This is a genomic window from Rhizobium grahamii CCGE 502, assembly GCF_000298315.2.
Taxonomy (GTDB): domain Bacteria; phylum Pseudomonadota; class Alphaproteobacteria; order Rhizobiales; family Rhizobiaceae; genus Rhizobium; species Rhizobium grahamii.
In genome coordinates, this window is sequence record NZ_AEYE02000003.1 from 198,761 (window position 1) to 211,053 (window position 12,293).

A 12,293-nucleotide genomic window follows, 5' to 3' on the forward strand; every position below is an offset into this window, starting at 1 on the left:
TCAGGCGGCGATCTGCGCCCGCACGGAATAGAGCACCTGCCGCGTTTCGCTGGTGATCGCCTCCAGCGTCTCTTGGTCGCACTCGCGGTAGCCGGCTTTGGCGACACAGGAGGAGAGTTCCAGAATCTTGGCGCAGCAGCGGATGACCTGCAGAAGGCCGAACGGCGAGGCCCAACCACGCGGATTGCCGCGCTCGTCGGCAAGACGCAGCGCTTCAAGCGCGCTGAAGATCGCCGCAAGCCTTTGGGTCTCGTTGAACAGCCGGTCCATGAACATCGGCTATCCCTGCTTCAGCTTCTTCTTGAGTTCGTAGAGTGCATCCATCGCTTCGCGCGGCGTCATGTCGTCGAGGCTCATGCCCTTCAGCGCGTCCTCTACCTTCGAGGCGCCACGATTGGTATCTTCGCGGCGGACCGCCACCTGGAAGAGCGGCAGATCGTCGATGAGTTGGCTCGCCGGGTTCTTCCGGTCGGCGTCCTCGAGACGGGTCAGCACGTCGCGAGCGCGCGCCACCACGGAGGCGGGCAGGCCGGCAAGTCGGGCAACCTGAATACCGTAGGAGCGATCGGCAGCACCGGGGCCGACTTCGTGCAGGAAGATCACGTCGCCGTCCCATTCCTTCACGCGCATCGTCGCGTTCGATAGCCGCGCAAGCTTCTCCGACAGCACCGTCAGTTCGTGGAAGTGCGTGGCGAAGAGGCCGCGGCAGCGGTTTGCCTCGTGCAGATGCTCGACGGCGGCCCAGGCGATGGAGAGACCGTCGAAGGTCGCCGTACCGCGGCCGATCTCATCGAGAATGACGAGCGAGCGTTCCGTCGCCTGGTTGAGGATCGCCGCCGTTTCGACCATCTCGACCATGAAGGTCGAGCGACCGCGCGCGAGATCGTCAGAGGCGCCCACACGCGAGAACAGCCGATCGACGATGCCGATATGGGCTGATGTGGCCGGCACGAACGAACCCATCTGCGCGAGGATCGCAATCAGCGCGTTCTGGCGCAGGAAGGTCGATTTACCGCCCATGTTCGGGCCGGTCAGCAGCCAGATCGCGCCATCCTTGCCATCAGAAACCGGCGACAGATCGCAGTTGTTGGCGACGAACGGGCCTGATGATTGCCGGCGCAGCGCCTGTTCGACGACCGGATGGCGTCCGCCTTCGATCGCAAACATCTTCGAGCCGTCGACGAGCGGCCGGCAATAGGCCTGCTCATCTGCAAGCAACGCAAGGCCGGCGGCAACGTCGATGACGGCGAGCGCGCGAGCGCCTGCCTTGATCGCCTCGGCCTCTGCAACGACGGCTGATGTCATCTGGTCGAAGGCCGCCAGTTCGATTGCAAGCGCCTTGTCGGCGGCGTTGGCGATCCGGCTTTCCAAATCCGCAAGCTCGGTTGTCGTGAAGCGCATCGCGTTCGCCATCGTCTGGCGGTGGATGAAGCGACCCTTGGCCTCCGGCGTATCGGTCATCGGTCCGGCATTGCCGGCGGTGACTTCGATGAAGTAGCCGAGGATGTTGTTGTGCTTGATCTTCAGCGACTTGATGCCGGTTTCCTCGGCATATTGCAGCTGCAGGCCGGCAATCACGCGGCGCGACTGGTCACGAAGCGCCCTGACCTCGTCGAGTTCGGCATTGGCGCCGTCGCGCAGGAAGCCGCCGTCGCGCTTCAGCAGCGGCAACTCGTCGCCGAGTGTCTCGGAAAGCAGCGCTATGAGATTGGAGGGAAGGGCGCGCAGGCTCGAAAGCGCAAGTTGCAGCTCTTCCGGCAGGAGTGCTTCGGACAGCAGCCGAGCGACATCACCCGCAGCGTTCAGGCCTTGGCGGATGGCTGCAAGGTCGCGCGGCCCGCCACGGTCGAGCGCCAGGCGCGAGAGCGCACGCGGCATATCCGGAACATGCTTGAGATGGTGGCGCAGGTCGCCGCAAAGCGACGGCTCCTCCATCAGGAAGCCGATCGAATCCAGCCGCTCATTGATGCGGAAGGGATCGGTCTGCGGCGACATCAGCCGTTCGGCCAGCAATCGTGCACCGCCGCCAGTGACCGTGCGGTCGATAGCCTTTAGCAGCGAGCCGTTGCGATCGCCTGACAGCGTGCGGGCAAGTTCGAGGTTGGCGCGGGTGGCCGGATCGATGAACAGCGTCGACGCGCCACTTTCGCGCTCCGGCCGCCCGAGCGGCGGCCGTTCGGCGATCTGTGTCTTCTCGACATAGGCGACGGCTGCCGCGGCAGCAGCAAGCTCGGCGCGCGAAAAAGTGCCGAAGCCGTCGAGCGTCGAGACATTGAAATAGCGCGCAATCCGCCCTTCGGCAGTGGCGCTATCGAACAAGACAGCCGGCTGCGGAACGGCGGTGCGGCCCAGTACGTCGAAGACTGGCTTTAGTTCGGGATCGTGAAAGATCGTATCGGGCACGATCAGTTCACGCGGGTCGATACGCAGGATATCGGCGAGCAGGCGTGCGTTTTCAGTCTCGGCTAGCCGGAAAATCCCGGTCGAAATGTCGATCCAGGCAAGTGCCAGTACCGGCTCGGCGCTGGCCCGAATCCGGGTAAGTGCCATCAGGTAATTCGACTCCGACGGCGAAAGCAGCTTTTCCTCGGTGATCGTGCCCGGCGTCACCAGACGGATCACGTCGCGCTTCACGACCGATTTTGAGCCGCGTTTCTTGGCTTCGGCCGGGTCCTCGACCTGCTCGCAGACAGCAACTCGGAAGCCGCGCGCAATGAGTTTCTGCAGATAGTCGTCGGCCGCATGCACCGGCACGCCGCACATCGGGATATCCTGCCCCATGTGCTGGCCGCGTTTGGTGAGCGTGATGCCGAGCGCGCGAGAGGCTTCCAGCGCATCCTCGAAGAACAGCTCGTAGAAATCGCCCATGCGATAGAACAGCAGCGAGTCAGGGTTGTTGGCCTTGATCTCGATGAATTGCTCCATCATCGGCGTTGCCGAGGCACGGCTTTCTTCCGTGGCCAGCTCGGCAGCCGAAAAGGCTTCTATTCCAGTGTCTATTCGTGCGTTCACGGAGATGCATTTTTTCCAAAAAAGAGGTGCCAACCCTAGCCGCCCGCCGCTATAGATGACAACTGCGATTGAGGAAGAGCAAGGCGTCACCCACAAGACGTTGGAGGAAAAATGCCCGACACCGAGAAGAAGCAGCGGCCGGTTACGTCAGTGACCGACAACGAGGCTCTTGAATTCCACGCCATGGGGCGGCCCGGAAAGCTGGAGATCAACGCCACGAAGCCGATGGCGACGCAGCGCGATCTGTCGCTCGCCTATTCGCCGGGCGTGGCCGTTCCGGTGAAGGCAATCGCCGCCGATCCCGCCACCGCCTATGATTACACCACGCGCGGCAACATGGTCGCGGTCATCTCCAACGGCACGGCGATCCTCGGTCTCGGCAATCTCGGCGCACTGGCCTCCAAGCCGGTCATGGAAGGCAAGTCGGTGCTCTTCAAGCGCTTTGCAGATGTCGACTCCATCGACCTCGAGGTCGACACCGAGAATGTCGACGAGTTCATCAACTGCGTCCGTTTCCTCGGCCCGTCCTTCGGTGGCATCAACCTCGAAGACATCAAGGCGCCCGACTGTTTCATCATCGAGCAGCGCCTGCGCGAGTTGATGGACATTCCCGTTTTCCATGACGACCAGCACGGCACGGCGATCATTGCTGCCGCCGGTCTCATCAATGCATTGGAACTGACCGGGCGCGACCTGAAGACGACCAAGCTCGTCTGCAACGGCGCGGGCGCTGCTGCCATTGCCTGCGTCGAACTCATCAAGGCCATGGGCTTCGCGCCCGAGAATATCGTCCTTTGCGACACCAAGGGCGTGATCTACCAGGGCCGCACCGAGGGCATGAACCAGTGGAAGTCGGCGCATGCGGTCAAGACCAAGGCGCGCACGCTCGAGGAGGCCATGAAGGGCGCGGATGTCGTGTTCGGGCTCTCGCAGAAGGGCGCCTTCTCTGAGAGCATGATCCGCTCAATGGCGGATCGCCCGATCATCTTTGCCATGGCCAATCCCGATCCGGAAATTACGCCGGAAGAGGTCGCCCGCATCCGCGACGACGCCATCATGGCAACCGGCCGCTCCGACTATCCGAACCAGGTCAACAACGTTCTCGGCTTCCCCTATATCTTCCGCGGGGCGCTGGATGTCCGGGCGACCACGATCAACGACGCCATGAAGATAGCGGCCGTCGAGGCGCTGGCAAACCTCGCCCGCGAGGACGTGCCTGACGATGTCGTTGCCGCCTACCAGGGCAACCGCCCGCGCTTCGGCGCTCAGTATATCATTCCGGTGCCGTTCGATCCGCGGCTGATCTCGGCGATCCCAGTCGCCGTGGCGCAGGCCGCGATTGACAGTGGCGTCGCCCGCAAGCCGATCGCCGACATGGCAGTCTATGCCCGCGAGCTCTCCGCCCGTCGCGATCCCATCGCCTCGACCCTGGCGAGCCTCTACGAGCGCGTACGCCGCCGCCCGAAGCGGGTGGTTTTTGCGGAAGCGGAAGAAGAACAGGTCATGCGCGCGGCAATGTCCTACGCAAACCAGGAGCTCGGTACGGCGATCCTGCTCGGACGCGAGGACCTGATCCACCAGACCGCGGAGCGCGCAGGCATCGATCTCAATCGGCCGGGGTTGGAAATCGTCAACGCGCGCATTTCCACGCGCGTCGAAACCTATGTCGACTATCTCTATGCGCGCCTGCAGCGCAAGGGCTACCTGCATCGCGATGCTCAGCGCCTGATCCATCAGGACCGCAACCACTTCGCTGCCTGCATGGTGGCGCTCGGTGATGCTGACGGAATGGTCACCGGCATAACCCGCAACTACTCGACCGCACTCGAAGACGTGCGCCGCTGCATCGACATGAAGCCGGGGCATCGCGTGATCGGCGTATCGATCGCGCTCTGCCGCGGCCGAACGGTGTTCGTCGCCGATACGGCGGTTCATGACATGCCGAACGCCGAGGAGCTGGCCGATATCGCCGTCGAAGCCGCCGGCTTCGCGCGCCGCATGGGTTATCAACCGCGTGTCGCCATGCTGGCCTACTCGACCTTCGGCCATCCATCGGGCGAGCGCTCCGAGCGCGTGCGCGAGGCGGTAAAAATCCTCGACAAGCGCCGTCTCGATTTCGAATATGACGGCGAGATGGCGGCTGACGTGGCGCTGAACCGCAAGGTGATGGAGCAGTACCCGTTCTGCCGTTTGTCCGGGCCCGCCAATGTGCTGGTCATGCCGGCTTTCCATTCGGCATCGATCTCCACGAAGATGCTGCAGGAACTCGGCGGCTCGACCGTCATCGGCCCGATCCTCGTCGGTCTCGACAAGGCAGTTCAGATCACCTCGATGGGCGCGAAGGATTCCGATATCGTCAACATGGCCGCGATCGCGGCCTATACGGCTGGATCGTGAAATAAAAACGGAGCGGGAGGCAGCCTCCGGCTCCGTTTTTCATCTGGTTGAAATCAGCTCGCGAACCGTCCGGCGTCGGCACCATAATAGTTCAGGTAACGATCGGAGATGCTGGCGATCGGCAGAACGATCAGCACGTCAGTCGTGTTGAACGCCTTATCGACCACGGCGGTCGAGCCGACCATGGCGCCGAGGCGGAGATAACCCTTGATCAGCGGCGGCAACGCCATCAGCGCCCGCTTCGGGTTGACGGCTTCCGCCGGCATCAGGTCCATGTCGCGTGCAAGGTGCGGAAGCGCGCCAACGGCCCACTCATCCTTGGCGGCGACATTGTGGTGCAGGAAGGACAGCGCCAGCGCATGGCTTTCCGGGTGGATGCCCGGGAAGGACGCGCAGCCGAACATGGCGCTCATGCCATGCTTCAGCGCGTAGGCCCAGTTGCCCTGCCACAGAAGCTCGACCGTACGCTTCGTGCGGTAGTCAGGCAGCACGCAGGAGCGGCCGAGTTCCATGAACCGCTTATCCGGGTGGCGCGCAAGCAGCTCGTCGATCGCGAATTCCGAAGCCGAGTAAAAGCCGCCATTCTTCATGGCAACGTCCTGCCGCAGCAGGCGATAGGTGCCGACGATCTGGTCCTCGCTGTCGCCCTCGATCGAGCGGTCGAGCACCAGCAAATGATCGCAGAAGGCGTCGTAGGAATCGAAATCGCGCTTGCGGAGCATCGCTTCCGGTGAGAGCTGAGCCCCCATCTCTTCGACGAAGACGCGGAAACGGACTGCCTGCGCGGCATCGATCTCGCTGGCCGTACGCGCAAGCCGAGTCTCGAGATTGCCGATGCGGCCGAGAATGTCGCCTACCTTTGGCGCAAGCGTGCTCGACGGCCGATGAACCTCGGCGACGGCGGCACAATTGAAAGCGTCTGCAGACATGGCGATTCTCCCGTTGCCGGCTTTTGACACGCCATAAAACACTTATGTACGACAGGAAAGTGACATCATGTCGCCGTCACACTTAAGCAGTGTACCGGCCTTTCGGTGGTTACCGCGCTTCCGCGCGGCGGGCCGAAAGCGCAGCAACGGCTTGGACTTCCGTCAGCAACCTTATCGGGTCAACCGGCTTTACCATGACGCGGTTTGCACCATTCAGCAAGACCTGTCTACGGGATTCATCGCGCTTGTCGGCGGTCAGAACGATGATCGGGACAGGCGGAACGTCAAGCCGGCGTTCGTGGCCGCGTAGCCGGCCAAGCATGTCGATGCCGTCGCCTCCCGGCATGGAAAGATCGCTGATGACGATATCGGGGCGTACGCTTCCTTCCGACAGCGCGCAGTCGAGGAGCGCTTCGAAATGGTCGACATGCTGGACGGTATGGCCGGCTTTCTCCAGCATGGCGCGGATGAGCATCGCGTTGATCGGGTCGTCCTCGGCCAGCAGGATTCGCAGTCCGCTCTGGATGCCGAGCTCCGGTATAACAACGCTAAAACCGGGCTGGTTGTCGTTCAGGGCGTCACGCTTCTCCATGCCACGCATCCGTCCGCGCAGCACGTCGATCAGCGATTGCTCGCGGAGCGGCCGTATCAGCCACGCATCAAAGAGGTCGAGCGCATGGGCGTTGCGCTCCTCCGGGTTGACCAGGAAGATCTTGCGCAGCCCCAGTGCGGCGATCTCGGCGCGGTCGGCGAGGTGGTCGGCAAACTCCGTCGACATGCGGTGGTCGACGATAATGTCCGTCGGTCGACATCCACGCGCGGCCATGGCCAGCAGCAGCGCATGTGCGCTTTCGCCGTCGGTGACCAGATGGCAGTCGCCGCCGAGTGTTGCGATCGTCTCAGAAATCGCCATGCGCGCCGAACCGGCTGGCGCCAGCAGCAGAACGACGCTGCCGGCAAGCACCGTATTCCGGCGCGGGCGGCTTTCCTCCGGAATGTCGAGCGGAAAGCGGATGCTGAATTCGCTGCCGGTGCCTCTTTCGCTCGAGACCGCAAGTGAGCCGCCGAACTCGCGCATGATGCGGGCGGAGATCGACAGACCAAGTCCCGTGCCGGCGCTCTTGTCGACCGGGGTTCCCCCCTGCTCGAACTCGCCGAAGATGCGGTTCTGTTCTTCCTCGGTCATACCGGGGCCGGTGTCGGTGACGCTGATCAGGACACCATTGGGCTGCAACGATGCCCGGACGAAGACACCGCCCGCCTGTGTGAATTTCACGGCATTGCCGACGACGTTGAACAGGACTTGACGCAGGCGTGCCGGATCGAAGCTCATCAGTTCCGGCAGGTCGGAGGAAACGGTTGCGCCGATCTCTATGCCCTTTTCATGGGCGCGGTGCGCGAGCATCTCGACAACGCTCTCGAGTAGCTTGCGGAGCGATTCAGCTCGGGGACGGAGCTGAAAACGACCGACCTCAATCGTTGAGAAATCGAGCAGGTCCTCGACCAGTTGTGTCAGCGCATAGCCGGATTGGCGAATGCCGGTGAGGTAGTTCTGCTGTTCCTGGGTCAGGCGGGTCTCGCTCAGCAGGTGCGTCATGCCGAGGATGCCCGAAAGTGGTGTGCGGATCTCATGGCTGACGGTTGCAAGCAGTCGCGATTTCGCGGCGCTGTTGTATTCGGCTTTCTGCCGCGCCTCTTCGCGGGACTGCGCCGTTAGCCGTTCTTCGGTGATATCGCGGGCGATGCTCTGCAGCAACAGCCGTCCGTCGCCGGGATCGCGGGTCACGACGTCGCGCCAGAAGTAGATGCGCTGGCCCTCAGGCGTCGAGATCTCCACCTCGAAGCGGTGCGGTGTAGGACCGGGACGAAAGGCGATCCCGATCTCCTCGCAGGTCAGCCCTTCCGGATTGAGGCGACCGGTCAGCCGACGGAACATCTCGTTGGCGCCGACGATGCGCCGGTCCATGCTGCGCGTGACGGTAATGTCGCCAAGCGCGTCATGGATATCGGCGAAGAGAACCGCGCCTTGGCTCCACGCGGGAGAAACGCCGGTCGAGCGGCTCCGCGTGCTTCTCCGTTTGGTGGTCGAAAAGACTGCAAGAAGGGCCATGGCGGATAGGGCGGCAACGCCAAGCCCTATCGAAAGCACCGGGGAAATACCGGCTTTGGATATGGCAATGAGGATCAGACCGGCAACAAGGCCAAGGCCGCCCAACCACCATGACAGAAGCTTGCGGCCGATGCGGCCACGATTGGGTTGTGGCGAAACGAACCCGGTTTGCCGGTCAACAGCATCCAAAATCCGCGCGCCATGGCGACGAGCGGTACGCCGCCCAAATGCGGCGGCAAGTCTTTCGTGCAATTGACCGAGACTTTGCATGCTCGCCGGATAGCACAACGGCGGTTCCAAATGCCTTCAGCAAATCGCTAGGATTTTAACGGTCTGCGTTTTTAGGTTGTATCAGCTCGTCCAGAATCACGCATCCCGCGCCGATTGTGATGAAACTGTCGGCCAGGTTGAAGACGGCGAACGACCATGTCTCGGTATGAAACAGAATGTAGTCGATCACATGCCCATAGAGGAAGCGATCGATCAGGTTGCCGAGCGCGCCGGCGATGATCAACGCATAGCCAAGATGAGCAAAGGTGCGTTGCTTGCCGGTTCGGTGCCAGAGCCAGATGACGAATGCGACGATAACAAGGCGCATGCCGACGATGAACCAGCCATCCATGCCTGAGAGCATCGAGAAGGCGACGCCGAGATTGTAGGTCCGGTAGAGCGCCAGCATCGGGATAAGGTGCACCGGTTCCTGAAGCGGTAGCGTATGGTCGACGACGATCTTGACGATCTGGTCAAGCACGACGGCAATGACGATGAAGATCAGGATCGGCAGTGGCCTGGCAAACAGCGTCGGGCGTTCTAGCGTCTGTTCGGTCATTTGGCCTCGTCGAGTGAAAGAAGGTGACGCCGTGCTTCGAACAGCATGACGGCGCTGGCGACGGCAAGATTGAGCGAGTCGGCGCGGCCCTGCTGCGGAATACGAGCAAGCGCGTCGGCTTCCTTTGCAAGATGCTCGGGCAGCCCAGACTGCTCGTTGCCCATCAGGATCACCACCGGCTTCTTCTTGTAGTCGATCGTGCGGTAGTCGACCGATCCGGCCAAGTGCGTCGCGACGACGGAAACGCCGGCGTGCTTCTTCCAACCGATAAATTCTTCCGCCGTGGCGCGTGCAACGGGAACGGCAAACACCGAGCCCATGGTGGCGCGCACCGTTTCCAGCGAGAAGGGATCAGTCGTTTCGCCGACGAGGATGACGCCGGAGGCGCCGGCGGCATCCGCGGTGCGAATGATCGTGCCGAGATTGCCGGGGTCGCGCACGCGGTCGAGGGCGATCCAGGTTTCGCCTGGCTTCGGGTGGATCTCGCGCAATGGCTTCCAGCGGCTTTCGAAGATGCCGACCACCATCTGCGGGTTGTCGCGGCGGGTGATAGAGGAGATCACCTTCTCGCTGACCTCGAGCACCAGGCCGCCGGAGGCAACCGTCTTTGCCGCCATCTGCTCCACCAGCGGCTTGCCTTTGGCTGCCTTGGCGTAAACCAGCGTACGGATCGTCCAGCCGAGTTCGATGGCATCGATTACCAGCTTCAGACCTTCGGCCATGAAGGTACCGCTCTGCTCGCGGTTCTTCTTGTCGCTGAGCGCCTTGATGTCCTTGATAATAGGATTGGCGAGCGAAGTGACCTCTTTCACGTGCCCGACCTTATGCGGGCCGTGGCCCCTGTGTTCATGGCTCATTTGGGTACCAACGGGAGAAGAGAGAGGTGGAAAGTGCGCGGCCTGGCGTATTGCCGTCCAGCCCGGCCTCGCGAATGACGAGCTCGCCTGACTCGACGACACCGCCGGCCCCGCGCATGGTCTCGCGCATCAACTCATGGATCGAATAGAAGCTGGCGCGGATCGAATAGGCGGTCAGCACAAGCCCGACCGCCTTCGGAGACAGGATTTCACGGCAGATGTCGAGCATTAGCGGCAGGTGGGCGAAAAGATGCCAGACCTCGCCGTTCGGGCCGCGGCCGAAGCTCGGCGGATCCGTGAGGATGATGTCGTAGGTGTTGCCGCGGCGTTCTTCCCGCAGGATGAACTTCATCGCGTCTTCGCAGATCCAGCGGATCGGCGCCTTCTCCAGCCCGCTCATCGCCTGGTTTTCGCGCGCCCAGCCGATGGCTTTCTTGGAAGCATCGACATGCGTAACCTCAGCGCCCGCGGCGGCGGCGACGAGCGAGGCGACACCGGTGTAGCCGAACAGGTTCAGAACCTTCAATGGCCGCTTGGCGGCCTCGACCTGCTGCTTCATCCAGGTCCAGTGGGCGATTTGCTCGGGAAAGACGCCGACGTGGCGGAAAGAGGTGAAGCGGCCGAGAAAATCGACGCCGAGCAGGTTAAGCGGCCAAGTCTCGCCGAGCGCTTCCTTGGGAAAGCGCCAGCGCCCGGTGCCTTCCTCGTCGGTGTCGCCGGTGAAGGCGGCATCGACCTTCTCCCAGGCCTGTTTCGGCAAGGACGGCTGCCACAATGCCTGGCCCTCCGGGCGCACGATCCGGTAGGGGCCGTATTGCTCCAGTTTCTCGCCATTGCCGCTGTCGATCAGATGGAAGTCGCCTGCGCCGAGGGACTCGAGGATAACGGGCACTCGTTCAGCCGGGCGTTCGCCAGTGCGCACCATCAGCGGCCGGTCGATTGCCGTCGGCACGGAAGCCGGTTCGCGCACCTTCTCGCGAGCCGGCGCTGGCTTCGCTGCCGGCTTTGTCGGCCGCTGGCCGCGATCGTCAGGGCGGCGTCCGCCGGAGGGGCCGGCGGCGGATTTCTGGCCAGGCCGGCGTTCTTTCTGTCTCACGTGATTTTCCGCGTGCTTCAATTCGATAGAACTCGTGCAAATAGCATTCCGTTTCACCTTGGCAAAGCGCTTTCGGCCTGTGATAAATTGAGGCAGGTCGAAATGGGAGGATTTCGGATGGACTTGACCGGCGAAGAACGGATCACCGCGCCCCGGGATGTCGTATGGGCCGCGCTAAATGACCCAGAGATATTGAAGCAGTGCATTCCGGGCTGTCAGAGCCTGGAGATGAAGTCCCCGAGTGAGTTGACGGCCGTGGTCAAGGTCAAGATCGGTCCGGTTTCGGCAACCTTCAATGGCGAGGTGACACTGTCCAACATCAACGCGCCGCAAAGCTACACGATCTCAGGCGAGGGCAAAGGCGGTATTGCCGGCTTTGCCAAGGGCGGCGCTGATGTCGTCCTGCAGGACGACGGCAGCGATACGGTGCTGAAGTACGAAGCAAAAGCCCAGGTCGGTGGCAAGATCGCCCAACTCGGGGCCCGATTGATCGACTCGACGTCCACCAAGCTGGCGCAGCAGTTTTTCTCCAGTTTCAACGCCGCCGTCAGTGCCAAGGCCACAGAGTAAAGGTTCGAATTGACAGATTTTTCGGTCCAGACGCAGCCGGAATTGGTGGAGTGGACCATCAGGTCGCCAGGTCAGTCTGACCTGGAAATTTTGGCTGACATCTATCTGACAGTGCGTCGCGAGACCTTCGTGTGGGTCGATCCCGCCAGCTTCCGCCACGAGGATTTCAAAGCTCACACGCAGGGCGAATATCTGTGGCTCGCGGAGGCGCCCAGCGGCGAAATCGCCGGCTTCATGACCTTGTGGCCGCCGGATGATTTCATTCACATGCTCTATGTCAGCAAACCCTGGCAAGGGCAGGGCGCGGGTGCGGCGCTGCTCGCGGCTCTGCCGGATTGGCCGCACAACAAGTATCGCTTGAAATGCCTGGTGAAGAACAGCCGCGCCAAGGCCTTCTATTGTTCCAAAGGATTCGTCGTCACGGGATCGGGCACCTCGCCGGAAGGCGACTTCGAGGAGATGAGTTTTTATCCAGACGCGTAGAACCACGCGT

At 62.3% G+C, this 12,293-nt stretch carries 10 protein-coding genes; 3 read left to right on the forward strand and 7 right to left on the reverse strand.

Translation table 11 applies throughout. The annotated features are described in order from the left end of the window. Both RGCCGE502_RS02105 and mutS read right to left on the reverse strand, forming a co-directional pair. A complete protein-coding gene (locus RGCCGE502_RS02105) occupies window positions 1–276 on the reverse strand; it encodes a hypothetical protein (RefSeq protein WP_016552513.1) in 276 nt (91 codons plus the stop codon). A 3-nt stretch (window positions 277–279) separates the two neighbouring features. Next, window positions 280–3,012, reverse strand: a complete 2,733-nt coding sequence (gene mutS, locus RGCCGE502_RS02110) for a DNA mismatch repair protein MutS (protein ID WP_019279617.1) — start codon at window positions 3,010–3,012, stop codon at window positions 280–282. Between the two features lie 111 nt (window positions 3,013–3,123). On the opposite strand from mutS, the gene RGCCGE502_RS02115 reads away from it, so the two are divergent. Next, entirely contained in the window at window positions 3,124–5,409 is a 2,286-nt protein-coding gene (locus RGCCGE502_RS02115) for an NADP-dependent malic enzyme (protein WP_016552515.1), read from the forward strand. 53 nt (window positions 5,410–5,462) lie between these two features. Here RGCCGE502_RS02115 and olsB read toward each other — a convergent pair whose 3' ends face one another. The 5 genes from olsB to RGCCGE502_RS02140 form a co-directional block, all read right to left on the reverse strand. Then, complete coding sequence (gene olsB, locus RGCCGE502_RS02120) at window positions 5,463–6,338, reverse strand: l-ornithine N(alpha)-acyltransferase (protein WP_016552516.1); 876 nt, start codon at window positions 6,336–6,338, stop codon at window positions 5,463–5,465. A 109-nt stretch (window positions 6,339–6,447) separates the two neighbouring features. Further along, window positions 6,448–8,718, reverse strand: coding sequence for a PAS domain-containing hybrid sensor histidine kinase/response regulator (locus tag RGCCGE502_RS02125; protein WP_016552517.1), 2,271 nt, complete (start codon window positions 8,716–8,718; stop codon window positions 6,448–6,450). 55 nt (window positions 8,719–8,773) lie between these two features. After that, window positions 8,774–9,277 carry a signal peptidase II gene (lspA, locus tag RGCCGE502_RS02130; protein ID WP_016552518.1) on the reverse strand — a complete coding sequence of 168 codons (504 nt, stop codon included), beginning with the start codon at window positions 9,275–9,277 and terminating at the stop codon, window positions 8,774–8,776. Then, complete coding sequence (locus RGCCGE502_RS02135; protein WP_016552519.1) at window positions 9,274–10,134, reverse strand: TrmH family RNA methyltransferase; 861 nt, start codon at window positions 10,132–10,134, stop codon at window positions 9,274–9,276. Before RGCCGE502_RS02135 ends, lspA begins: the two co-directional genes overlap by 4 nt. Further along, the gene (locus RGCCGE502_RS02140) at window positions 10,124–11,230 is read right to left on the reverse strand and encodes a class I SAM-dependent methyltransferase (RefSeq protein WP_016552520.1); all 1,107 of its coding nucleotides are present in this window, start codon (window positions 11,228–11,230) and stop codon (window positions 10,124–10,126) included. Before RGCCGE502_RS02140 ends, RGCCGE502_RS02135 begins: the two co-directional genes overlap by 11 nt. A gap of 117 nt (window positions 11,231–11,347) precedes the next feature. On the opposite strand from RGCCGE502_RS02140, the gene RGCCGE502_RS02145 reads away from it, so the two are divergent. After that, the gene (locus RGCCGE502_RS02145) at window positions 11,348–11,800 is read left to right on the forward strand and encodes an SRPBCC family protein (protein WP_016552521.1); all 453 of its coding nucleotides are present in this window, start codon (window positions 11,348–11,350) and stop codon (window positions 11,798–11,800) included. 45 nt (window positions 11,801–11,845) lie between these two features. Continuing rightward, on the forward strand, window positions 11,846–12,283 hold the full coding sequence (locus tag RGCCGE502_RS02150; RefSeq protein WP_040673885.1) for a GNAT family N-acetyltransferase: 438 nt from the start codon (window positions 11,846–11,848) through the stop codon (window positions 12,281–12,283). Window positions 12,284–12,293: the final 10 nt, after the last annotated feature.

Excerpts from the sequence above, each read along its gene's own strand:
- RGCCGE502_RS02105 (WP_016552513.1), bottom strand. The coding sequence starts at position 276 with ATGTTCATGGACCGGCTGTTCAACGAGACCCAAAGGCTTGCGGCGATC.
- RGCCGE502_RS02115 (WP_016552515.1), top strand. The coding sequence starts at position 3,124 with ATGCCCGACACCGAGAAGAAGCAGCGGCCGGTTACGTCAGTGACCGAC.
- olsB (WP_016552516.1), bottom strand. The coding sequence starts at position 6,338 with ATGTCTGCAGACGCTTTCAATTGTGCCGCCGTCGCCGAGGTTCATCGG.
- RGCCGE502_RS02125 (WP_016552517.1), bottom strand. The coding sequence starts at position 8,718 with ATGCAAAGTCTCGGTCAATTGCACGAAAGACTTGCCGCCGCATTTGGG.
- lspA (WP_016552518.1), bottom strand. The coding sequence starts at position 9,277 with ATGACCGAACAGACGCTAGAACGCCCGACGCTGTTTGCCAGGCCACTG.
- RGCCGE502_RS02135 (WP_016552519.1), bottom strand. The coding sequence starts at position 10,134 with ATGAGCCATGAACACAGGGGCCACGGCCCGCATAAGGTCGGGCACGTG.
- RGCCGE502_RS02145 (WP_016552521.1), top strand. The coding sequence starts at position 11,348 with ATGGACTTGACCGGCGAAGAACGGATCACCGCGCCCCGGGATGTCGTA.